Source organism: Micromonospora noduli (assembly GCF_003264365.1).
Taxonomy (GTDB): Bacteria; Actinomycetota; Actinomycetes; order Mycobacteriales; family Micromonosporaceae; genus Micromonospora; species Micromonospora noduli.
Genome location: NZ_PYAK01000007.1, coordinates 178,718 through 201,380 on the forward strand (window position 1 = coordinate 178,718; position 22,663 = coordinate 201,380).

The 22,663-nt window shown below is 70.3% G+C and carries 24 protein-coding genes; 18 read left to right on the forward strand and 6 right to left on the reverse strand.

All coding sequences use genetic code 11. The features are described 5' to 3' along the window. Positions 1–11: 11 nt before the first annotated feature. Entirely contained in the window at positions 12–341 is a 330-nt protein-coding gene (locus GUI43_RS08375; RefSeq protein WP_112601889.1) for a phospholipase, read from the forward strand. Positions 342–799: 458 nt separating this feature from the next. Then, positions 800–1,057 (forward strand): WhiB family transcriptional regulator, encoded by a 258-nt coding sequence (locus GUI43_RS08380; RefSeq protein WP_007455784.1) that lies wholly within the window; start codon positions 800–802, stop codon positions 1,055–1,057. Between the two features lie 142 nt (positions 1,058–1,199). Here GUI43_RS08380 and GUI43_RS08385 read toward each other — a convergent pair whose 3' ends face one another. Further along, positions 1,200–1,649 carry a metallopeptidase family protein gene (locus GUI43_RS08385; protein ID WP_074316962.1) on the reverse strand — a complete coding sequence of 150 codons (450 nt, stop codon included), beginning with the start codon at positions 1,647–1,649 and terminating at the stop codon, positions 1,200–1,202. A 153-nt stretch (positions 1,650–1,802) separates the two neighbouring features. Here GUI43_RS08385 and GUI43_RS08390 point away from each other — a divergent pair, with 153 nt between their 5' ends. Next, entirely contained in the window at positions 1,803–2,171 is a 369-nt protein-coding gene (locus tag GUI43_RS08390; protein WP_091394110.1) for a DUF3499 domain-containing protein, read from the forward strand. A 142-nt stretch (positions 2,172–2,313) separates the two neighbouring features. On the opposite strand, the gene GUI43_RS08395 is transcribed toward GUI43_RS08390, so the two are convergent. Then, complete coding sequence (locus tag GUI43_RS08395; protein WP_112601888.1) at positions 2,314–3,660, reverse strand: aspartate aminotransferase family protein; 1,347 nt, start codon at positions 3,658–3,660, stop codon at positions 2,314–2,316. Between the two features lie 805 nt (positions 3,661–4,465). Here GUI43_RS08395 and GUI43_RS08400 point away from each other — a divergent pair. Both GUI43_RS08400 and GUI43_RS08405 read left to right on the forward strand, forming a co-directional pair. Next, positions 4,466–5,236, forward strand: coding sequence for a helix-turn-helix domain-containing protein (locus GUI43_RS08400; RefSeq protein ID WP_112698497.1), 771 nt, complete (start codon positions 4,466–4,468; stop codon positions 5,234–5,236). After that, positions 5,227–5,445, forward strand: a complete 219-nt coding sequence (locus GUI43_RS08405; RefSeq protein ID WP_112698498.1) for a DUF397 domain-containing protein — start codon at positions 5,227–5,229, stop codon at positions 5,443–5,445. The genes GUI43_RS08400 and GUI43_RS08405 overlap by 10 nt, the downstream gene beginning before the upstream one ends. Here the strand turns inward: GUI43_RS08405 and GUI43_RS08410 are convergent. Beyond that, positions 5,424–5,936: an Lrp/AsnC family transcriptional regulator gene (locus GUI43_RS08410; RefSeq protein WP_091394101.1), complete on the reverse strand. Its 513-nt coding sequence runs from the start codon at positions 5,934–5,936 to the stop codon at positions 5,424–5,426. The two genes, GUI43_RS08405 and GUI43_RS08410, sit on opposite strands and share 22 nt — an antisense overlap. A gap of 214 nt (positions 5,937–6,150) precedes the next feature. Between GUI43_RS08410 and GUI43_RS08415 the strand changes: the two genes are divergently transcribed. The 7 genes from GUI43_RS08415 (at position 6,151) to GUI43_RS08445 (ending at position 13,990) form a co-directional block, all read left to right on the forward strand. Further along, positions 6,151–7,335, forward strand: a complete 1,185-nt coding sequence (locus GUI43_RS08415) for a polyamine ABC transporter substrate-binding protein (protein WP_112582423.1) — start codon at positions 6,151–6,153, stop codon at positions 7,333–7,335. 5 nt (positions 7,336–7,340) lie between these two features. Next, the gene (locus GUI43_RS08420; RefSeq protein WP_112698499.1) at positions 7,341–8,492 is read left to right on the forward strand and encodes an ABC transporter ATP-binding protein; all 1,152 of its coding nucleotides are present in this window, start codon (positions 7,341–7,343) and stop codon (positions 8,490–8,492) included. Beyond that, complete coding sequence (locus tag GUI43_RS08425) at positions 8,489–9,397, forward strand: ABC transporter permease (RefSeq protein WP_112582421.1); 909 nt, start codon at positions 8,489–8,491, stop codon at positions 9,395–9,397. Before GUI43_RS08420 ends, GUI43_RS08425 begins: the two co-directional genes overlap by 4 nt. A 55-nt stretch (positions 9,398–9,452) precedes the next feature. Next, a complete protein-coding gene (locus GUI43_RS08430; protein WP_170158698.1) occupies positions 9,453–10,289 on the forward strand; it encodes an ABC transporter permease in 837 nt (278 codons plus the stop codon). Between the two features lie 37 nt (positions 10,290–10,326). After that, positions 10,327–11,793 (forward strand): NAD(P)/FAD-dependent oxidoreductase, encoded by a 1,467-nt coding sequence (locus tag GUI43_RS08435; RefSeq protein WP_112698501.1) that lies wholly within the window; start codon positions 10,327–10,329, stop codon positions 11,791–11,793. After that, positions 11,793–12,974, forward strand: a complete 1,182-nt coding sequence (locus GUI43_RS08440; protein WP_112698502.1) for a saccharopine dehydrogenase family protein — start codon at positions 11,793–11,795, stop codon at positions 12,972–12,974. The genes GUI43_RS08435 and GUI43_RS08440 overlap by 1 nt, the downstream gene beginning before the upstream one ends. Before the next feature lie 269 nt (positions 12,975–13,243). Further along, positions 13,244–13,990, forward strand: coding sequence for a G5 domain-containing protein (locus tag GUI43_RS08445; RefSeq protein ID WP_249037685.1), 747 nt, complete (start codon positions 13,244–13,246; stop codon positions 13,988–13,990). Between the two features lie 162 nt (positions 13,991–14,152). Here the strand turns inward: GUI43_RS08445 and GUI43_RS08450 are convergent, their stop codons facing one another. Genes GUI43_RS08450 through GUI43_RS08460 form a run of 3 tightly spaced genes read right to left on the reverse strand, consistent with a single transcriptional unit; the run spans position 14,153 to position 17,328 of the window. Beyond that, positions 14,153–14,497, reverse strand: coding sequence for a DUF779 domain-containing protein (locus tag GUI43_RS08450; protein ID WP_373861031.1), 345 nt, complete (start codon positions 14,495–14,497; stop codon positions 14,153–14,155). After that, positions 14,497–16,002: an aldehyde dehydrogenase gene (gene adh / locus GUI43_RS08455; RefSeq protein WP_112698504.1), complete on the reverse strand. Its 1,506-nt coding sequence runs from the start codon at positions 16,000–16,002 to the stop codon at positions 14,497–14,499. The genes GUI43_RS08450 and adh overlap by 1 nt, the downstream gene beginning before the upstream one ends. Before the next feature lie 48 nt (positions 16,003–16,050). Beyond that, positions 16,051–17,328 (reverse strand): GAF domain-containing protein, encoded by a 1,278-nt coding sequence (locus tag GUI43_RS08460; protein WP_091394078.1) that lies wholly within the window; start codon positions 17,326–17,328, stop codon positions 16,051–16,053. Between the two features lie 239 nt (positions 17,329–17,567). Between GUI43_RS08460 and GUI43_RS08465 the strand changes: the two genes are divergently transcribed. From GUI43_RS08465 to GUI43_RS08490, 6 genes are all read left to right on the forward strand, one after another. After that, positions 17,568–18,233, forward strand: a complete 666-nt coding sequence (locus GUI43_RS08465; protein WP_091394074.1) for a response regulator transcription factor — start codon at positions 17,568–17,570, stop codon at positions 18,231–18,233. Then, complete coding sequence (locus GUI43_RS08470) at positions 18,230–19,294, forward strand: sensor histidine kinase (RefSeq protein ID WP_249037682.1); 1,065 nt, start codon at positions 18,230–18,232, stop codon at positions 19,292–19,294. The genes GUI43_RS08465 and GUI43_RS08470 overlap by 4 nt, the downstream gene beginning before the upstream one ends. Before the next feature lie 73 nt (positions 19,295–19,367). After that, a complete protein-coding gene (locus GUI43_RS08475; protein WP_112582414.1) occupies positions 19,368–20,378 on the forward strand; it encodes a threonine ammonia-lyase in 1,011 nt (336 codons plus the stop codon). Further along, complete coding sequence (locus GUI43_RS08480) at positions 20,375–21,505, forward strand: D-alanine--D-alanine ligase family protein (protein ID WP_112698505.1); 1,131 nt, start codon at positions 20,375–20,377, stop codon at positions 21,503–21,505. Before GUI43_RS08475 ends, GUI43_RS08480 begins: the two co-directional genes overlap by 4 nt. Beyond that, positions 21,502–22,179, forward strand: coding sequence for a M15 family metallopeptidase (locus GUI43_RS08485; protein WP_112582412.1), 678 nt, complete (start codon positions 21,502–21,504; stop codon positions 22,177–22,179). The genes GUI43_RS08480 and GUI43_RS08485 overlap by 4 nt, the downstream gene beginning before the upstream one ends. A 57-nt stretch (positions 22,180–22,236) precedes the next feature. Next, the coding region (locus GUI43_RS08490; RefSeq protein WP_249037683.1) for an RlpA-like double-psi beta-barrel domain-containing protein at positions 22,237–22,663 on the forward strand (427 nt) is incomplete at its 3' end.

Below are 22,663 nucleotides of genomic sequence, written 5' to 3' on the forward strand. Positions count from 1 at the left end.
GGGGCGAGCGGATGCACGAGCACGCGTACGGGCCGTCGGAGACCGGGACCGTCGTCCTCGATCTGGGCGGCGACACCGGTGCCCTGATCATCTACACGGGTCGGGATCTGCACGGCCGGGAGATTGAGATCAGTCGCGACGACGAACGGCGGGTCCACTCGGCGGTACGTGAGCGTCGGGTGCGGGACGGCTCGTTCCACAGTGCGGTCTATCCCGATCTGCCGAGCGGAATTTATACCGTCTGGTGGGACGAGCGTACGCCCGCCGGCACGATTTCTGTCCATGGTGGAGAGATAGCCGAGTTTGCCTGGCCCAGCAGCGGTTTTGGGGCCGCCGGCTGACCTCGCCGCATCGGTTTCACCACCGCGCCCCGTCCACACTGTGGACGGGGCGCGAGTGCTGTCCGCAGCTCGACGGGCGGTCTGCGCCGCACCGCGTTAACCTGTCCCCCACCAAGATCAGCTTAGGGGTGGAGGTCTCTGGTGCCGTCCGTTCGACGACTCGTCGGAGAAGCGCCACGGCAGAAAAGTCGGGCAACTCGCCGGAGAGGGCGTTACTCGGCCGGGGTCTGAATCGATAGGGCAGGTTGCGAGGCTGGACGGCCCGAGTGGCCGACCGGGGGTGTCGGGAGGGCGACTCCATTATCAAGTTTGGCTTGACGGCGCACGCATTACACGCGTGTAATTTGAATGGGGTTGTTCGCACGGAACGCAACAAAACGGGACCGGACGGACAAGCACGCCTTTCGCGTGGGGGGTTGCAGCGGCGATGGCGCCGGTGCGCGACAAGGAGGCATTTGATGGACGGCCAGCTTGAGGTGGCCGACCTGCTCGGAAACGCGCCGGAGTGGCAGGAGCGGGCGTTGTGCTCGCAGACCGACCCCGAGGCGTTCTTTCCCGAGAAGGGCGGCTCGACCCGCGAGGCGAAGCGGATCTGCTCGCGTTGCGAGGTCAAGACCGAGTGCCTCGAATACGCACTGGGTCACGACGAGCGGTTCGGCATCTGGGGTGGGCTCTCCGAGCGGGAGCGGCGCAAGTTGAAGCGGCGGGCCGCCTGAGCGGTGTGAGACCGGTGCGGTGGGCCGGCTGAGCGCTGCAGGTCTGGCCGGGGGGCCGGCTGAGCGGTGCAGGTCGGGGCTGCCTGAGCGGTGTGAGGTCGAGGCGGTGGGGGCCGCCCGACTCTCCGCTCGGGAGGTTGGCTCAGGCGAGCTCGTCCGGGTCCACCCCGAGAAGGTTCGCCACCTGTTCGATGATCACGTCGTGGACGAGATCGGCGAGGTCCTCACGGTCCATCGCCCGGAACTCCAGGGGCCGTCGGTACAGCACGATCCGCGGCGGCACCTCCTGCCGGCCAGGGCGGCCGGGCAGCAGTCGGGCCAGCGGGACCTCGCCGTCCTCCAGCACATCGGAGTCGTAGACGTTCAGGTCCGGCGGGACGTCCTCGACCGCGAACTCGACCCCGGCCAGCTCCTTGGCGAACCGACGCTCCAGCGTCTCGACGGTGTCCAGGACCAGGTCGTCGAAGACCTCGGCCTTGGTCCGGGCCAGCGGCACGGTGGCCGGAACCAGCCGTCCGCGCAGGCCGCGCCCGTGCCGGTCACGATGCGCACGCCGGCCAGAGCCGGGGCGGCGGTGTTCCGGGCTCGTCATGAGGCAAAGGGTAGCGCCCGCGTCGGGCTGGTCAGCGGCAGCGCCGCTCCCGTGGCGCGGCGCGCCCAGGACGGTCGACTGTGATCACCATGACGGGCGTGTCGCAACGCGAAGCGATGCGCCGGACCCGGTAATGGAGATACCCTGCCGCACGTGAGGTCACCACGGCGCTGCTCCCGTAACGGCTGCCCCCGGCAAGCGGTCGCCACATTGACCTATGTCTACAACGAGTCGACAGCGGTGGTGGGGCCGCTGGCGGCGTTCGCCGAGCCGCACACGTACGACCTGTGCGAGCCGCACGCCCGCAGCCTGACCGCGCCGCGGGGCTGGGACGTCGTCCGGCACGAGGGCGAGTTCGAGCCGCCGCCGCCCACCACTGACGACCTGGTCGCGCTGGCCGAAGCGGTCCGCGAAGCCGCCCGCCCGGCCCCCCGCCCCCCGGAGCCGGACCAGAACCGTCCCGAGAACCCCCACCAGACCGGCCGCCGAGGCCACCTCCGAGTAATCCCCCCCAACCACTAACCCCGCACCCGGCGCCCGGCCCCCGTCCCGCCCTGGCCCGCCCCCTCCCCGGGGTTGATCAAGAGGTTTCGGTCATCCGCCAGCGCGTTTTTGACGCAAACCTCTTGATCAACAGCGGTGGGTGGTGGGTGGGTGGGTGGGGTTAGAGCTTGGTCCAGGCCTCGGTTAGGACTGTGCGGAGGATCTGCTCGATCTCGTCGAAGTGTTGCTGCTCGGCGATCAGGGGTGGCGCCAACTGGATGACCGGGTCGCCCCGGTCGTCGGCCCGGCAGTAGAGGCCCGCCTGGAACAGGGCGGTCGAGAGGAAGCCGCGCAGCAGACGCTCCGACTCGGCCTCGGTGAAGGTCTCCCGGGTGGTCTTGTCCTTGACCAGTTCAATGCCGTAGAAGTAGCCGTCGCCGCGGACGTCGCCGACGATCGGCAGGTCGTACAGCTTCTCCAGGGTGGCCCGGAAGGCGTCCTCGTTGGCGCGTACGTGCCCGACCAGGTCCTCGCGGGCGAACACCTCCAGGTTGGCCAGGGCCACCGCGCAGGAGACCGGGTGGCCACCGAAGGTCACTCCGTGGGCGAACATGCCGGTCTCGGTGAGGAACGGCTCCATCAGCCGGTCGCTGGCGATCATCGCGCCGAGTGGGGCGTAGCCGGAGGTGATGCCCTTGGCAGTGGTGATGATGTCCGGCTGGTACCCGTAGCGCACCGCGCCGAAGTACTCGCCCAACCGCCCCCACGAGCAGATCACCTCGTCCGAGACGAGCAGCACGTCGTACGCGTCGCAGATCTCCCGTACCCGCTCGAAGTAGCCGGGCGGCGGGGGGAAGCACCCGCCGGAGTTCTGCACGGGCTCCAGGAAGACCGCGGCGACCGTGTCGGGCCCCTCGCGCTCGATGGCCCGACCGATCTCGTCGGCGGCCCAGCGGCCGAACGCCTCGGGGTCGTCGCCGTGCTCGGGTGCCCGGTAGAAGTTCGTGTTCGGCACCTTGATCGCGCCCGGCACCAGTGGCTCGAAGTCGCTCTTGATGCCGGGCAGGCCGGTGATCGACAGGGCGCCCATGGAGGTGCCGTGGTAGGCGATGTACCGGCTGATCACCTTGTACTTGTTGGGCTTTCCGGTGCGCTTGAAGTACGCGCGGGCCAGCTTCCACGCCGCCTCGACGGCCTCGGAGCCGCCGGTGGTGAAGAAGATCCGGTTGAGGTCGCCGGGGGTGAGCGCGGCGATCCTCTCGGCCAGCTCGATGGCCTTCGGGTGCGCGTACGACCAGAGCGGAAAGTAGGCAAGCTCGCCGGCCTGCTTGGCGGCGGCCTCGGCCAGCTCGGTGCGGCCGTGGCCGGCGTTGACCACGAAGAGCCCGGCGAGGCCGTCCAGGTAGCGGCGACCCTGCGCGTCCCACACGTACGCTCCCTCGCCGCGCACGATGGTCGGCACCTCACCGGCGGAGTAGCTCGCCATCCGGGTGAAGTGCATCCAGAGGTGGTCGGTGGCGTTGGCCATGTCAGCCCCATCGGTCGTCGGGCCGGTCAAAGGGGTGAGGCCGGCCGCTCTGCCAACGGTTATCGCACAGTCCCAACCTTCGAAGCAAGTGTTATCGGCCGTATCATGGTCGGTTGGCGACGGATTTAGCGCAGAGGCGTCACAGATGCAACGGAATCCGCACCACTGTTGGCCGGTTGATCGGCGGTCGGTGGGAGTCGGAGGTGTGCTGGTGACTGCCTTTGGAGCTGAATCGTTTGCGGCATCACGGCTGCCCTGTGGGGCCGCGCCACGAGCCTTCCCGGATCCGCGCCTTGTCGTCGGCCCGGGCAGACCGGCTCGTCGCCGGATTCTGCTGTGCGCCGAATCGTTTGCGACATCAGCTCCAAAGGGCCCGCCCGGTGGTAGCGCCTCCATCGGCCGCCGGCTCGATCCACTTCGGTTCGCTGAAATGGCGGTGTCCGGGCGCGGTGGATACCGCGACTTTGGTGAAGTCGAGTGGATCAAGCGCGGGGGCGGGACGCGCGGGCCGGAGACCGGGGAGGACGGTCCGGGGTCGGGAGGCGCGGGACGGGGACCGGGGAGGGCGGTCCAGGGTCGGGGAGGCGCGGGTCTTGGGACGCTGGTGGGGCACTTCGGGGACGGTCAGGGGGCGTCCTGGTTGCGCGCCAACACGTCCCACCGCAACACGCCGGTAGGTCGCAGACGTGGACACGCAGCGTGGCTATCGTCCGCCGCAACGTGCATCGAGCGGCGTCGCAGCGCGCCTGCTGGGCGAACGATCCCGGATCGTCCGCCACGGCACGGAGGAGCGGCGGGAGGTCCGATGGCGAACGAGGCGTTGCGGGTGGCGATGGCCGAGGCGGGGGAGACGGTCGAGTCGTTGGCCGAGAAGGTCGGCGTCGACCCGAAGACGGCGGCGCGGTGGCTCGCTTCGGGGCGCATCCCGCATCCGCGTACCCGGGTGGCGGTGGCCGAGGTTCTGCGCCGGGACGCGGCCGATCTCTGGCCGGAGCCGTTCCGCCGTCGTGACCTGCCGTGGTTCCGGCCGTGGGCCGAACTGGAGCAGGACGCCACGTCACTCCGGTCCTACCAGCCGTTGCTCGTGCCGGGTCTGCTCCAGACCGAGGGGTACGCCCGCGCGATCCTGGGCACCGGTGGGCTGGTCGCACCGTCCGAGGTGGACCAGATCGTGGCGGGCCGCCTCGAACGGCAGGCGGTCCTGTGCCGCGATGCTCCGCCGCAACTCGTGGCGGTGGTCGACGAGGTGGTGTTGCGCCGGCCGGTCGGCGACCGCGCCGTGATGGCCGGCCAGTTGGCCCACCTCGCGAGAGTGGCCGAGTGGGAGCACGTGCAGGTCAGGGTCATTCCGGCCGAGAGCCCGTGGCACACCGGGCTGGCCGGCCCCTTCGTGCTGGGCCGGCTGCCCGACGGGACCGAATTGGCGTATCTCGACAACCAGCTCCGCGGCCAGGTCGTGACCGATCCCCTCGACGTCGCTAGCCTGGGACGCAGGTGGGAGAGCGTCACCGGCGAGGCGTTCCCCCAACGCCGGTCGATCGAGCTGATCAGGGAAGTGGCCACGACATGGACATGACCGACGCCCGCTGGCGCACCGCGACCCGCAGCAGCAACAACGGTGGCGACTGCGTTGAGGTGGCCGACAACCTGCCCGGCCGGGTGCTGGTGCGCGACAGCAAGGACCGCGACGGAGGCACCCTGACCTTCGCGCCGACCGCGTGGGCGTCGTTCGTTCAAGAGGTCCACACAACTTTCGGAGACCGTCAGGCCGTGCCCCAGGTGTAGGTCTGCTTGCGCAGCTTGAGATAGACGAACGCCTCGGTGGAGAGCACCCCGGGCACCGCCCGCAGCCGTTGCAGGATCTCCAGCAGGTGGTCGTCGTTGCGGCAGACCACCTCGGTGAGCAGGTCGAACGACCCAGCAGTGATCACCACGTAGTCGACCTCATCCAACTCGGCCAGCCGGTCCGCGACCGCTTCCAGGTCGCCGTCGGTACGTAGGCCGATCATTGCCTGCCGGTTGAAGCCGAGCTGAAGCGGATCGGTCACCGCCACGATCTGCATCACGCCGGAGTCGAGCAGCCGCTGCACCCGCTGCCGGACCGCCGCCTCGGACAGCCCCACCGCCTTGCCGATCGTCGCGTACGGGCGGCGGCCGTCCTCCTGGAGCTGCTCGATGATCTGCTTGGCCACGTCATCCAGCAGAGCGTGATTGGCACCGTCACGGACAGCGACGCGTCGACCGCCATTGCTGTTCTCGTGCTGCCGGTTTGTCATTGCCCGCTCCCCATGTCCCGAATCGTGATGTCGCGCGTGTATCCCCGCGTAGTCTGGCGTATTTCGTCGTGCATCGCTATTCCCGCAACGGAATCCCTTGTAAGGGAGGTCACCTCATGTCAGGATCAGTCGTCCATGGCACTTGACCCTCCCGACATTCCCGCCGGCGTGCCTCCCCGTCCCGCCCGCCGACGATGACCCCCTAGGAGTCGTCATGCGTACTCCCCTCCGGCCCCTCTCCCGGCGTGGACTGCTCACCGGCACTCTCGGTTCGGCCGCCCTGCTCACCATGGGTGGCAGCCTCGCGGGCTGCGGCACCAAGGGCGCGCAGCAGACCGAAGCCGGCTGCGTCAGCGAGGACCTCTCCGGCACCGAGAAGAAACTTGCCTTCGCCAACTGGCCGCAGTACATGGACGTCGACGACACTGACGAGTCCAAGCGGCCGAGCCTCGACGAGTTCATCACGAAGACCGGCATTCAGGTGACCTACACCGAGGACATCAACGACAACAACGAATTCTTCGGCAAGGTGCAAAACCAGCTCGCCGCCTGCCAGAGCACCGACCGGGACATCATCGTGCTGACCGACTGGATGGCGGCCCGGATGATCCGGCTCGGCTGGATCCAGAAGCTGGACCCGGCGAAGATCCCAAACGTGCAGGCCAACCTGCTTCCATCGTTGCTCAACCGCCCCTTCGACGCCGAGAACCGGATCTCCATTCCGTGGCAGTCCGGCCTCGCTGGCCTTGCCTACAACGGCAACGTCACAAAGGAACTGCGGACGGTCGACGAACTGCTCACCCGCCCCGACCTCAAGGGCAAGGTGACAGCGCTCAGCGAGATGCGCGACACCATGGGCCTGCTGCTCGGGTCGAACGGGCACGACCCGGCGAACTTCACCGCCGCCCAGTTCGACGACGCCCTGAACAAGCTCAAGAAGGCCGTCGACTCCGGGCAGATCCGCAAGTTCACCGGTAACGACTACGCGCCCGACCTGGCCAAGGGCGACATCGCCGCGTGCATCGGCTGGTCCGGCGACGTCATCCAACTGTCCGGTGAGGACGAGAAGGTGCGGTTCGTCGCGCCGGACTCGGGCGTGATGCTCTACAGCGACAACATGATGGTCCCCAACAAGGCCACCCACAAAGGCAACGCCGAAGCGCTGATCAACTACTACTACGAGCCGGCGGTCGCGGCGAAGCTGGCCGCTTACGTCAACTACATCTGCCCGGTCAAGGGCGCTCAGGCCGAGATGGAGAAGATCGACCCCGAGTTGGCAGCCAACCCGCTGATCTTCCCCGACGACGCGCTGCTGTCGAAGTCCAAGGTGTTCATGGCCCTGGACGAGAAGCAGGAGAAGGAGTACGAGGGCAAGTTCCAACAGGTCATCGGGGCGTGACGAGGATGGCGCGTGAGACACCCGCCGGCGACCTGCGCCTGGCCGACCTCACCAAACGGTTCGGCGTCTTCACAGCGGTCGACGACCTGAGCCTGACCGTCGAGCAGGGCTCGTTCTTCGCGCTGCTCGGCGCTTCCGGCTGCGGCAAGACCACCACGTTGCGGATGATCGCCGGCCTGGAGGAGCCGACCAGCGGCCAGGTGCTGCTCGGTGACCGGGACATCGCCCGGCTGCGGCCGTACAAGCGGCCGGTCAACACCGTCTTCCAGAGCTACGCGCTCTTCCCGCACCTCAACATTTTCGAGAACGTCGCCTTCGGGCTGCGCCGACGCGGCATCCGCTCGGTCGACGACGAGGTCACCAGGATGCTGTCGCTGGTGCAACTCGACGGGTACGGCAACCGCCGCCCCGCCCAGCTCTCCGGCGGTCAGCAGCAGCGGGTCGCGCTGGCCCGCGCCCTGATCAACCGGCCGCAGGTGCTGCTGCTCGACGAACCGCTGGGCGCACTCGACCTCAAGCTGCGCCGACAGATGCAGATCGAGCTGAAGCGCATCCAGACCGAGGTCGGCATCACCTTCGTGCACGTCACCCACGACCAGGAGGAGGCCATGACCATGGCCGACACCGTCGCGGTGATGAACGCCGGCCGGATCGAGCAGTTGGGTGCCCCGGCCGACATCTACGAGTTTCCCGCCACAGCCTTCGTGGCGAACTTCCTCGGCCAGTCCAACCTGCTCGCCGGCGAGGCTACCGGCGCCAGTGGCGGCGACGTCGCGGTGACGGCGCACGGCACGCGCTTCTCGGTGCCCGCCGGCCGGTCACGGGCCGACCACGGCCCGGTCCACCTGGGGGTACGCCCCGAGAAGCTGATTCTGGTCGGCTCCGCCGACCAGGTGCCCGCTGGGCATCAGCACGTCACCGGAGTGGTCACCGACGCCTCCTACGTGGGAGTCAGCACGCAGTACCTGCTGCGCACCGGCTGGGGCACCGAGTTGTCGGTCTTCGCCGCCAACAGCGGGACGTCGACGCCCGTCGCGGTCGGCGGCGAAGCCGTGGCGTACTGGGACCCGCGGCACGCGTTCCTGCTGCCCCGCGACGCCGCCGACAGCGACCGGACGTCGCCGGTGCTGGACGAGCCGGTGGGTGCGTCGTCGTGACCCTGCTGGCCCCCACCAGGGCGGGGCACCCGCCACCCGCGCCACCGGCAGCCCGGTCCGGGCGGCGCCGACTCCTGCCGTACCTCCTGCTGTTGCCCGGTGCGGCCTGGCTGCTCATCTTCTTCGGTGTGCCGCTGGTGCAGTTGGCGGCGGCCAGCCTGTACGACCCCAGTGGCTCGCTCTCCACCGGGTACGCGATGACCTGGGCGGTCAGCAACTACCCGGACGTGCTGCAGGCGTACTGGCCGCAGTTCCTGCGCTCGTTCGGCTACGCCGGGCTGGCCCTGGTGCTGGCGTTGCTGCTGGGCTACCCACTCGCGTACGCCATCGCGCAGAAGGCCGGCCGCTGGAAGAACCTGCTGCTGGTGTGCGTCGTCGCGCCGATGTTCACCAGCTTCCTGGTCCGCACGCTGGCCTGGAAGACGATCCTGTCGGACAACGGCGCGCTCGTCGGTCTGCTGCGCGACGTGCACCTGCTCGCCCCGGACGGTCGGCTGCTGGCCACCCCGTTCGCTGTGGTGCTCGGCCTGACGTACAACTTCCTGCCGTTCCTGGTGCTCCCGCTGTACGCGAGCCTGGAGCGGCTGGACCCCCGCTTGCTGGAGGCGGCCACCGACCTGTACGCGAGCCCGGTGCAGGCGTTCCGTCGGGTGACGCTGCCGCTGTCCATGCCCGGTCTGGTCGCCGGCACGCTGCTGTTCTTCATCCCGGCCAGCGGCGACTACATCAACGCCGAACTGCTCGGCACCCCGAACGAATACATGATCGGCAACGTCATCGACTCGGCGTTCCTGGTCCGACTGGACTACCCGCAGGGCGCCGCGCTGTCGTTCCTGCTGATGGCGGCGATCCTCGCGGTGGTCTTCGGCTACCTCCGTCGAGCCGGCACGGAGGAGGTCCTGTGAGCGCGAGGAGTGCAGCGCAGCGGAGCCCCGCAGTCGCGAACGAAAGGCGGCTCTGATGAGGGTTTCCCGTTGGCTCGCGGACCGCTGGGTGATGATCGTGGCGTTGCTGGTGCTCGGCTACCTGGCGCTGCCGATCCTGGTGGTGGCCGCGCTGTCGTTCAACAGGCCGTCGAGCCGGCTGTCGTACGACTTCAACGAGTTCACACTGGACAACTGGCGGCAGCCGTGTGCCACCTCGGACATGTGCGACGCGGTGGTCCGCAGCGTGCAGATCGGCTTCATCGCCACGGTGGTCGCCACAGTGCTCGGCACCCTGATGGCGTTCGCGCTGGTCCGGCACCGCTTCCGTGGCCGATCCGGGATCAACGTGCTGATCTTCCTGCCGATGGCCACGCCGGAGCTGGTGATGGGCACATCGTTGCTGGCCCTGTTCGTGTCGGCGGGCGTACCGCAGGGTTTCTGGACCATCGTGATCGCGCACGTGATGTTCTGCGTGTCGTTCGTGGTGGTGACCGTGAAGGCGCGGCTCGCCGGGATGGACCGACGGCTGGAGGAAGCCGCCATGGACCTCTACGCCAACGAGTGGCAGACCTTCCGGCGGATCACCCTGCCGCTGGTGCTGCCCGGCATCGTGGCCGCCGCGTTGCTGGCCTTCTCGCTGAGCTTCGACGACTTCATCATCACGAACTTCAACGCCGGCACCACTGTCACGTTCCCGATGTACGTCTGGGGCGCTGCCCAGCGCGGCATCCCACCTCAGGTCAACGTGATCGGCACCGCGATGTTCGCTGTCGCGTTGCTGCTCGTGGGGCTCAGCTCGCTACGCGGTCGGCGGGCCCGCCGCGCCAACCTGCTGGCCGGGCCGTCACATCAACCGCGTCGGTCGTCATGACCTTCCCGGATGCGGGTCTTCCGACCGGTGTGCGGTCATGACGCTCCCGCATACCGGCCGGGCGTTGGCCGACGCGGCACCCGTGCCGTACTGGCTCGATCGCCCGGACCGCCCCGACCCGCTACCGCCACTGAGCGGTCGCCACTCCGCCGACCTGCTGGTGATCGGCGGCGGTTACAGCGGACTGTGGGCCGCGCTGTTGGCGAAGCAGGCGGACCCGGGCCGGGACGTGCTGCTCGTCGAGGCCGGGACCTGCGGTTGGGCCGCGTCCGGGCGCAACGGCGGGTTCTGCGCCGCCTCGCTGACCCACGGCCTCGCCAACGGCGTCGACCGGTTCCCCAACGAGGTCGGCGAGTTGGAACGCCTCGGCCGGGACAACCTGGACGCCATCGCCGCCACCGTCGCGAAGCTCGACATCGACTGCGACTTCGAGCGCACCGGTGAGCTGGCCGTCGCCGTCGAGCCGTACCAACTCGACGGGCTGGCCGCCGACGCGGACCTGGCCCGCCGGTACGGCCACCGGGTGCGGTTGCTCGACCGGGACGAGGTGCGGGCCGAGGTGCACTCACCGACGTACCTGGGTGGGATGTTCGACGCCGACCGGGTGGCCATGGTGGACCCGGCGAAGCTGGCCTGGGGTCTGCGCCGCGCCTGCCTCGACCTCGGCGTACGCGTGCACGAACACACCCGCGTCACCGGCCTGCGCGCCGACAACGCCGCGGTGCACGCCAGCACGCTGGGCACCGATCCCACCGCCCAGCCGACCGATTCTGGTCGGGCCGACACCCGGGCCGCCGGCCTGCCCGGCTCGATACGGGCGCGTCGGGTCGTGCTGGCCACCAACGCGTTCCCGCCGCTGCTGCGTCGGCTGCGGGCGTATCTGGTGCCGGTCTACGACCACGTGCTGATGACCGAGCCGCTCACCCCGGCCCAGCGTGACGCCATCGGTTGGCGCAACCGGCAGGGGCTCGCCGACACCGCCAACCAGTTCCACTACTACCGGATCACCGCCGACGGGCGGATCCTCTTCGGCGGCTACGACGCCGTCTACCACTACGGCAATCGGGTCGCGCCCGAGTTGGAGCAACGCCCGGCCACCTTCACCACCCTCGCCCGCCACTTCTTCACCACGTTCCCGCAGCTCGCCGACGTGCGATTCAGCCACCGCTGGGGCGGGGTCATCGACACCTGCACCCGGTTCTGCCCGTTCTTCGGCACCGCCTACGGCGGTCGGCTGGCGTACGCGGCCGGCTACACCGGCCTCGGCGTCGGGGCCACCCGCTTCGGGGCCCGGGTGCTGCTCGACCTGCTCGACGGCGGGAACACCCCGCTGACCCGGCTCGACCTGGTTCGCCGTAAGCCACTGCCGTTCCCGCCGGAACCCGTCCGCGCGGTCGGCATCAATCTCACCCGCTGGTCACTGGCCCGCGCCGACGCGCGTGAGGGTCGGCGCGACCTCTGGCTCCGTACTCTCGATCGTTTCGGTTTGGGGTTTGATTCCTGATGCGTGTCCTCCTCGTCGGCGCCGGTGGCGTCGGCTCCGCCGCCGTAGCCATCGCCGCCCGACGGACCTTCTTCGAGACCATTGTGGTCGCCGACCACGACCCCGTTCGGGCCGAGCGAGCGGTCGCCGGGCATGGTGACCGGTTCGTCGCCGCCCAGGTGGACGCCGCCTCGGCCGACGCGGTCACCGCGCTGTGCCGGGAGCACCGGATCACGCACGTGCTCAACGCCGTCGACCCGCGGTTCGTCATGCCGATCTTCGAGGGCGCGTTCGCGGCCGGCGCGGACTACCTGGACATGGCGATGTCGCTGTCGCAGGTCGAGACCGGCGTGAGGCTCGGCGACGAACAGTTCGCGCTGGCGGACACCTGGTCGGCGGCCGGTCGGTTGGCGCTGTGCGGCATCGGGGTCGAGCCCGGCCTCTCCGACGTGTTCGCCCGTTACGCCGCCGACGAACTGTTCAGTGAGATCGACGAGATCGGTGTCCGGGACGGGGCGAACCTCACCGTCGACGGGTACGACTTCGCGCCCTCGTTCTCCATCTGGACCACCATCGAGGAGTGCCTCAACCCGCCGGTCATCTGGGAGAGGGACCGGGGCTGGTTCACCACCGAACCGTTCTCGGAGCCGGAGGTCTTCCACTTTCCGGAGGGGATCGGGCCGGTCGAGTGCGTCAACGTCGAGCACGAGGAGGTGCTGCTCATCCCGCGCTGGGTCAAGGCCCGGCGGGTCACCTTCAAGTACGGCCTCGGCGACGAGTTCATCGAGGTGCTCAAGACGCTGCACAAGCTCGGTCTGGACGCGGTCTCCCCGGTGCGGGTACGTGGCGTCGAGGTCTCCCCGCGTGACGTGGTGGCCGCGAGCCTGCCCGACCCGGCCACGCTCGGTGCCCGGATGCGCGGCAAGACCTGCGCCGGCACCTGGGTACGCGGCCTCGGCCCGGACGGGCAACCCCGCGAGGTCTACCTGTACCACGTGGTCGACAACGAGTGGTCAATGCGGGAGTACGGGCACCAGGCGGTGGTCTGGCAGACCGCCGTCAACCCGGTCGTCGCGTTGGAGTTGCTCGCCAGCGGTGCGTGGGCCGGTGTCGGGGTGCTCGGGCCCGAGGCGCTGCCCCCGATGCCCTTCCTCGACCTGCTGAACGGTTACGGGTCACCATGGGCGATGGAGGAGCGGTGAGCCTGCCCCGCTGACGGCATCGCGACAGTTTGCTGTCGCCGTTGGCCTCCGATCCCTTGTCGATTCGGTGCGTGGTGATCTGCGGCTTTTGTTGGTGCTGACACCCGCACGATCGGCCCTGCCCTGCCGACCTGGAGGTGTGCCGCACCTGCCGACTCGGCGCCCGCGAGCGCGCCCACCGATCTTTTCCGCGAAGCGAAAGGCGCAGGTGACGAACGCGACGGGGGATATTGCAGGCTGTGTTTGCGACGACACTCATCGCCGTGACGATGCAACCACCACAGAACCCGGGACCGCCGTACCCGCCGTCGTTCGGCCAGACGCCCCGACCGAACTGGTTCCGCCGGGCCACTCCCGCCGGCCGGGTCGCCGTGATCCTCGGCTCGGTGACGCTGTCGCTCCTGCTGCTCTGCTGCACCGGCACCGCCATCGTCGGCGCGTTGACCGGCGAACCGGAACCGACCAAGACCGGCACTGCCGCCGAGCAGCCTGTTCTGGCCGCACCCGGCGAGCCGACCGAAGAGGCCCTGGCCCAGGAGGAGTCGCCGATCGCCGCGCCCTCGTCGGCGCCCGCCACGGCACCCTCGTCGGCGGCAGCCGTGCCGGTGGTGCAGGTGACGACAGTGACGGAGCAGGCCACCATCCGGTACGGCGAGCGGACCGTCAAGGACTCGTCACTGGCCGAGGGCAAGCGGGTCGTCCGGACCAAGGGTGTGAACGGCGTCCGGACCCTGACCTACGAGGTGACCACCACCGACGGCGTACGGACGAACAAGAAGCTGGTCAAATCCGCCGTGACGAAGCAGCCGGTGACCCAGGTCGTGGCCGTCGGCACCAAGAAGCCGCAGTCGTCGAAGTGCGACCCGAACTACAGCGGCTGCGTCCCGATCGCCAGCGACGTCGACTGCGCGGGTGGCAGTGGCAACGGACCCGCCTACGTCAGCGGGCCGATCAGGGTGATCGGCGACGACATCTACGACCTGGACCGAGACGGCGACGGCATCGCCTGCGACTAACCCCCCGGTCATGGTCAACGGTCCCGCCCGGTCCCGCCCGGTCCCCCACGGTCACGCCGTCCGACGGGAAACGCTGAAGAGCGGTATACCTCTGAGGAATAAATATGACTCAGAGGTATACCGCTCTTCTGGGCAGATGCCGCCGGACCTGGGGCGCCGGGCTCAGGGGGCTAGGTGGGAGCGGATGAGGAAGCGGACGCCTTCAGGGGCCTCCAGAGAGAAGCCGCTGCCTCTGCCGGGGACCACGTCGACGGTCAACGTGGTGTGTTTCCACAACTCCCACTGGGACTTCGACATCCAGAACTCGACCGGCTCGGTCACCCCGTCGACCGCGAGGGAGGCGAGCAGCACGTCGGACGAGCCGGTGCGGAACTCGCCCGCCGGGAAGCACATCGGGGCACTGCCGTCGCAGCAGCCGCCGGACTGGTGGAACATCAGCGGACCGTGCCGCCCCCGCAGCGACCGGATCAACTCGGCCGCGGCGGGGGTGACGGAGACGACCGGCATCAGAAGAAGCCGAGCTTCTTGGTCGAGTAGCTGACCAGCAGATTCTTGGTCTGCTGGTAGTGCTCCAGCATCATCTTGTGGTTCTCCCGACCGATGCCGGACTGCTTGTACCCGCCGAAAGCGGCGTGCGCCGGGTACGCGTGGTAGCAGTTGGTCCACACCCGCCCGGCCTGGATGGCCCGCCCGGCCCGGTACGCGGTGTTCATGTCCCGACTCCACACGCCCGCGCCCAGCCCGTACAGGGTGTCGTTGGCGATCTTCACGGCGTCGTCGAGGTCGGCGAACGAGGTTACCGAGACGACCGGCCCGAAGATCTCCTCCTGGAAGATCCGCATCGAGTTGTCGCCCTCGAAGATGGTCGGCTCGACGTAGTACCCGCCCGACAGTTCGCCGCCCAGATCCGCGCGTGACCCTCCGGTGAGCACCTTGGCGCCCTCTTTCCGGCCGATGTCGAGATAGGACAGGATCTTCTCCAACTGGTCGTTGGAGGCCTGCGCCCCGATCATCGTGTCGGTGTCCAGGGGATGCCCCTGCACGATCTGCTCGGTGCGGGCGACCCCCGCGGCCAGGAAGTCGCTGTAGTGGCCCTGCTGGATCAGCGCCCGGGACGGGCAGGTGCAGACCTCGCCCTGGTTGAGCGCGAACATGGTGAAGCCTTCCAGGGCCTTGTCCAGGAAGTCGTCGGATGCGGCGCTGACGTCGTCGAAGAAGATGTTCGGGCTCTTGCCGCCCAGCTCCAGCGTGACGGGTTTGATGTTCTCACTGGCGTACTGCATGATCAGCCGCCCGGTGGTCGTCTCGCCGGTGAAGGCCACCTTCGCGACCCGGGCCGAGGACGCCAGCGGTTTGCCGGCCTCCACACCGAAACCGTTGACGATGTTCAGCACTCCCGGCGGCAGCAGGTCCGCCACCAGCGACAGCCAGTAGTGGATGGACGCCGGTGTCTGCTCGGCCGGTTTGAGCACCACGGCGTTGCCGGCGGCCAGCGCGGGCGCGAGCTTCCAGGTCGCCATCAGGATCGGGAAGTTCCACGGGATGATCTGCCCAACCACGCCGAGCGGCTCGTGGAAGTGGTACGCCACTGTGTCGTCGTCGAGTTCGCCCAGGGAGCCCTCCTGGGCCCGGATCGCCCCGGCGAAGTAGCGGAAGTGGTCGATGGCGAGCGGGATGTCGGCGGCCAGTGTCTCCCGGACCGGCTTGCCGTTCTCCCAGCTCTCGGCAATGGCCAGGGATTCCAGGTTCTCCTGCATCCGGTCGGCGATCCGGTTGAGGATCAGCGCCCGTTCGGCCACCGAGGTGCGGCCCCAGGCGTCGGCGGCGCCATGGGCGGCGTCGAGGGCCTTCTCCACGTCGGGTGCGGTGCCGCGGGCGACCTCGGTGAAGGTCTGCCCGGTGACCGGTGTCGGGTTCTCGAAGTAGGCGCCGCCCTGCGGCTTGACGTACTCGCCGCCGATGTAGTGGTCGTAACGGGACTGCCAGTGGGTGGGCGCGTCGTAGCGCGTCATGGTTACCTCCGCCGTCGTTGTGCGGGTGTGCCGACGGCGACGGTAGTTTCAGCGACGTTGCAGCCACGTTGCGCGCGGTAGGTCGTACTCACCGGCGAGCTGGTCGATGCGCGCGAGGGCGAGGGGCCGACGCGGCGCGCCCACCGGCAGCGCCCGTGCCAGGGCCTGCCAGGCGGCCAGGTCGTCGGCACCGGCCGGCGTCGCGGTCCAGGCCGCGAGCAGCGCCGGGTCCGCGGCGGCCAGCACTGCCGCGCGGAGGTGGCCGTCGATCAGCCGGCGCAGTCGCGCCACTCCCGGCGCGTCCGAGCCGGGCAGCAACGACCCGGGGTACGCGTCGAGCGCGCCCGCCGGATCGCCCTGGTCCAGCCGGTCGGCGACTGTGGTGAAGTCGGCGCGGACGGTCCCGCGTAGCCGGTACGGGCGGGAATCGAGCAGCTCTGGGCCGAGCACCCGGCGCAACCGGGACAGCTCGGCGCGCAGGGTGACCGGGTGCAGTCGGTCGTCGCCGTACAGGTCGAGGCCGAGCTGAACGCCGGTGCGCCCCTCGGGGTGCTGGAGCAGCAGCACCAGCAGTTCGCTGTGCCGTCGACCCAGCCGGATCCGTCGGCCCTCGAACCGCAGCTCCGCCTCGTCCCGGCCGAGCGCGGTCACTGTGGCGACGCCCGGTTCCGGCGGTCGGTCGGCGGCGAGCTGCGACTCGGCGGCCCGGGCGGTGGCCCGGACCAGCGCCAGGCTCTGCGGAGTCGCCAGATGGTCCCCGCCGGTGATGTCGATCGCGCCGAGCAGCCGCCCGGTGGCCGGGTCGTGGATCGGCGCGGCGGCGCAGGTCCACCGCTGGACCGGGCGGCTGAAGTGCTCGGTGGCGAAGATCTGCACGCTGTGGTCCACTGCCAGCGCGGTGCCGGGAGCGTTGGTGCCGGCGTGCGTCTCGTCCCAACGGGCGCCGGGCATGAAGTTCATCCGCTCGGCGTGCCGCAGCACGCCCGGATGCCCCTCGACCCAGAGCAGCCGCCCGTGCGCGTCGCAGACCGCCATCAGGTGCGCGCCGTCCTGCGCGATGCCGCCGAGCAGGTCCCGGAACAGCGGCAGGACCCGGGCCAACGGGTGAACCGCCCGGTACGCGGCCAGAACGTCGTCGGCCAGGTCGACCGGCGGGGTGGCCTCCGGGTCGAGCCGTGCCGAACGCTCCCAGGAGCGGCGGACCACCTCCCGCACCCGGTGCGGCGCCGCACCGGCGGTCAGGAAGGCCTCGTGGGCGGCACCGACCTGCGCGATCCGCTCCGCCGGATCGACGCCGAACTCCAGGGCGAGCCACGGGTCAGCCATCGGGCGACCTCCTCGGCCCCCATCGTGACGCAGCTCACCCCCGCACGCCAACCGCCGGGCCCTTCGGGGACGAACGACCCAGATGACGCGACACGGGCACCAAGTCGACCGGGACTGGCTTGCGGTGGTTTGCCCGCTGGACACCCGCGTGGAGGATGGCTGCGGCGGGTGCTTACAGAACCCTTAACCCGGGCCTGCGACGGTATGCGGGGCAAGCCGAACTGGGGGAGCGGAAAAACGTGCGGGTGCTGGTGGCGGACGACGAGCGGTTGTTGGCGGACACGGTGGCCGAAGGGCTGCGCCGCCTCTCGATGGCTGTCGACGTCTGCTACGACGGCGACGGTGCGCTGGAACGGGTCGGGGTGAACCGGTACGACGTCGCGGTGCTGGACCGGGACATGCCCGGACACACCGGCGACGAGGTGTGCCGCAGCATCGCCGACTCACAGGTCGGCACCCGGGTGCTGCTGCTCACGGCGGCGGCCGGCATCCGGGACCGGGTGGAGGGCCTCGGCCTCGGCGCGGACGACTACCTGACCAAGCCGTTCGCCTTCGCCGAGCTGGTGGCCCGGGTGCAGGCCCTCGGGCGACGGTCCACGCCGGCGCTGCCACCGGTGCTCGCCCAGGACGGCCTGGCGCTGGACGTGGGCCGACACCTGGCCACCCGGGACGGCCGCCCCCTCGCGTTGAGTCCCAAGGAGTTCGCGGTGCTGCACGTGCTGCTGCGCGCGGACGGCCAGGTGGTCAGCGCAGAGGAGTTGCTGGAGCAGGCCTGGGACGAGTTCGCCGATCCGTTCACCAACGCCGTACGGGTCACCGTGATGACCCTGCGCAAGAAGCTCGGCGATCCCGCGATCATCCACACCGTTCCGAAGGCCGGCTACCGCATCGGCGGCACGGCGTGAGCTGGACGCCCCGACGTCGGGTGCTGCTGGTGGGGCTGTTGGCGCTGCTGGCCGGCCCGATACTGCCGGCGATGGGCAAGTGGCTGTCGGGGGTGACCTGGACCTGGGGGCAGCAGTTCTGTGACGTGCCCATGCCCGGGTTGTCGACGGTGTGCCGCAACGTACGGCCGGGGGCGTTCATGCTGCCCCTGGTGGCCGTCCTGCTCGTGACAGTGGCCGTCCTGGTGGGGCTCTGGTTCGCCGCGGTGTGGTGCCTGCGCCCGGTCGCTGACCTGGCCGGGCCGATCGGGCACCTCGGCCCGCAGAACCTCGGTCACCGGATCCGGCCCCGGGGCAGCGACGAGTTGGCCCGGCTGTCCCGGGCGATCGACGAGATGATGGAACGCGTCTCCGCCGGGTACGAGGGGCAGCGGCGGTTCGCCGCCAACGCCTCGCACGAGCTGCGGACGCCCCTCGCCGTGCAGCGGACGCTCATCGAGGTCGGCATGGCCAGGACGCTCAGCGGCGAGCAGTTGGAGCTGCTGACCAGTCAGCTGCTGGAAACCAACGAGCGCAACGAACGACTGATCGAGGGCCTGCTCGCGCTCAGCGAGAGTGACCAGGGCCTCCGTTCGCGGATACCGCAGCGGTTGGACACGATCGTCGAGGCGGTGCTGGCCGGATACCTGGACCGGGCCCGGGAGGCCGGGGTGACAGTGGAGACCCACCTCGTACCCCGGGTAGTCGTCGGCGAGCGGGTGCTGCTGGAACGCCTGGTCACCAACCTGGTGGAGAACGGGATCAAGTACAACCGGCCGGGCGGCTCGCTGACCGTCGTGGTGAGCGGCGTGCCCGCGCTGTCCGTGGTGAACACCGGCCAGCCCGTGCCGGCCGAGGCGGTGGCCGGTCTGTTCGAGCCGTTCCGCCGGCTCGCCCGGGACCGGACCTCGCAGGGCGGCGGGGCCGGCCTGGGCCTGGCCATCGCCCGCTCGATCACCCAGGCCCACGACGGCATCATCGCGGCCCGGCCCGCCGAGTACGGCGGCCTACGGGTCGACGTCCAGCTACCGACCTTGAACTGACACTTCCACCCACCTTCACCGGGGTCCACGTACCGCTGGACCCCGCCTGTGGTGTGCCCGAAAAGGAGAGACGATGACACGCACCGTTGGCCAGGTCCGGGCCGATGTCGAGGAGGCCAGCCGCTGGCTTGCCGGCCGCGTGGTCCGTACCCCCGTGCTGCGCTCCCCGGTGATCGACGAGCTCGCCGGGGCACGGGTCCTGCTCAAGGCGGAGAACCTGCAGAACGGCGGCTCGTACAAGATGCGGGGCGCGCTGCGCGCGGTCGGCCGCCTCGCGATGGCCGGCCACACCGGGGTGATCGCGCAGAGCACCGGCAACCACGCGGTGGCGGTGGCGTTGGCGGCCCGGCAGCACGGGCTCGCGGCGACAGTGGTGCTGCCGGTCGACGCGGCATCGACGAAGGTCGACCGGGCGCGCGCGGCGGGAGCGCGGGTGGTGTTCGCCGGCACCGGCGTCGAGGAGCGGGTGGCGGTGGCCAACGGGCTCAGCGACGAGAGCGGTCACCCCGTCGTCGACGCGTACGACCACCCGGACGTGATCGCCGGGCAGGGCACCGCGAGCCTGGAGCTGATCGAGGACGCCGAGCGCGCGGGGACGCCGTTGGACGCGTTGGTCGTACCGGTGGGTGGTGGTGGCGGGGTGGCCGGCGCGTGCCTGGCCGCCGCCGGCTCCGACATCGAGGTGTACGGCGTGGAGCCGGTGGGCTGCGACTCGCTCGCCCGCAGCCTGGCAGCAGGTGTACGCGTGCCGGTCACGCCGGCGCCCACCATCGCGGACGGGCTGCGGCCGTCCTGCGTGGGGGAGCTGCCGTTCGCCATCGTGCGGAACACGCTGCGCGGCGTCGTCCGGGTCGACGACGACGAGATCGCGGCGGCGTTCCGGCTGATCCTGACCGAGCTCAAGGTGCTCGCCGAGCCCTCCGGGGCGGCGGGCCTGGCCGGCGCCCTCCGGCTTCCGCCGGACAGGGACCGGCAGCGGACGGTCGGCGTGGTGCTGACCGGCGGAAACGTGGAGGAGTCGCTGGTGGCCCGGTTGATGGCCCCGCGATCCGCCGACCTGGCTGAGGAAGGGGCGGCGGCGTGAGCGCGCCAGTCCGGATCGGAATCCTGTTCGGTGGACCGTCGGCGGAGCACGAGGTCTCCTGTGCCTCCGCGCTCGGGGTGGCCCGGGCGCTCGCCGGTGGCGGCTACCGCACTGTCGCCATCGGCGTCACCCGCAGCGGCGGGTTCCGGCTGATGCCCGACGCGCTGCTGGCCGAGCTGCGCGACCGACCGGCCGGCGAGCGGGCCATCGACGACCAGTTGGTGGTGACCGGGCCGGCCGTCGAGTTGCGGGCCGGTCCGCGTCCGGGTGTCGTGCAGGTGTCCGCCGGTAACGCACCCGGCGCTGTGCACGCCGAGCTGGACGTGATCTTCCCGGTGCTGCACGGCCCGTACGGCGAGGACGGTGTGGTGCAGGGGCTGCTGGAGTCACTGAACGTGCCGTACGTCGGGTGCGGCATCCTCGCCTCGGCGGTCGGCATGAACAAGGTGGCGATGAAGCGGGCGCTGCGCGCCGAGGGCATCCCCGTCACCCCGTACGTGTCGTTCGACGCGCACACCTACCGGGCGGTCGACGATCCGGAGAAGTTGGTGACCGGGCTGAGCCGGCCACTCTTCGTCAAGCCGGCCAGCATGGGTTCGTCGATCGGCATCTCCCGCGTCGGCGAGGGTGACGACCTGGCCGCCGCCGTGGAGGAGGCGCTTCGCCACGACCAACTCGTCATGGTCGAGCAGGGGGTCGCCGGCCGGGAGCTGGAGTGCGCGGTGCTCGGTGGCTGGCGTCCCGAGGCGTCGGCGGTGGGCGAGGTGCAGGTCAGCGGCGGCTGGTTCGACTACCAGCAGAAGTACTTCGGCGACGCCGACCCGATGATCGTCCCCGCCGCGCTGCCGGACGAGGTGACCGCGCGGGTCCGCGAGCTGTCGCTGCGCGCGTTCGCCGCGATCGGCGGTTGGGGTCTGGCCCGGGTCGACTTCTTCTACGACGAGACAGCCGGTGAGCTGTACGTCAACGAGCTGAACACGATGCCCGGCTTCACCGCGCACTCGATGTACCCGAAGGTGTGGGCCGCCGTCGGGGTCAGCTACCGGGAGGTGGTGGACCGACTCGTCGAGCTGGCCCGGCTCCGGCACGCGGAACGGCCCGCGAGCACGGCGGGGAGCATCCGATGATCCTGCTCTCCGACCCCCGGGTGGCGGCGGTGCCCAGCGCCGACGACGGCGAGGAGTTCGTGGACCTGCGTGAGCTGCCGGAGCTGCGGCTCGACGGACGGGCCGCCGACCCGGCCGGGGCGTACGCCCGGTTGCGCGCCGGTGTCGTGGACCGCCTGCTGGCCGCGCAGCGTGCCCTGCCCGGTGGGCTGCGGCTGCTGGTGGTCGAGGGCTACCGGCCGTACCAGGCGCAACTGGCCATCTTCACCGGCTACCGCGACGAGTTGCGCCGACGGCACCCGGACTGGTCGCCGCAGCGGCTGCACCGGGAGACCACGAAGTTCGTCTCACCGGTCGAGGTGGCCCCGCACAGCACCGGCGGCGCGGTGGACCTGACGCTCTGCACCGACGACGGCGTGGAGCTGGACCTGGGCACGGCCATCGACGCCACCCCGGAGGACAGCGCCGACGCCTGCTTCACCGACGCGCCGGCGATCGGCGGCACCGCCCGTCGGCACCGGCAGATCATGGTGGACGCCCTCGGCGGCGCGGGGATGGTGAACTACCCGACCGAGTGGTGGCACTGGTCGTACGGCGACCGTTACTGGGCGCTGATCACCGGGGCCCCGCGCACCCGCTACGGGCCGGTGGACCTGGCCGCCGCACGATCGATACCCGTGCCGGCTGAACGGTAGGACGCTCCGGTCCGTACCGGTGGGTGAAGGACACCACCGAGGACGGGAGTGACGGCGATGAGGGTGCAGCGCAGGCACGTGCTGGCAGCGAGCGTGGCGGTGCTCGCCGCGGTGGGCGTGTCGGTGGGGACCAGCTTCGGGTTCGCCGACACGGCCCCGGCACGGTCGTCGGTCTGCTCCGGCTCGGTCACCTTCTCCGCGGAGGGCGGGGCGCCGGCGGCGACCAGCGACCGGTTCCCGGTGGGTACCCGGCTGCGGGTGACGAACCTGGACAACAACCGGGCGGCCACTGTGACGGTGACCGGCCCGTCGGGCAGTTGCGTGCTACTCAACGCGGCGGCCATGGAGCTGGTCCGCGAGCCGGGGAAGAACGTGATCCGCCGCAACGTGGTGGAACGCGTCGACGGCGCGGCCCCGCCCGCCGGCGCTCCGGCCCCCGGCACCGTCCGCCCCGGCGCCGCGTCTCCCGGCGCGCCCGGCCCGG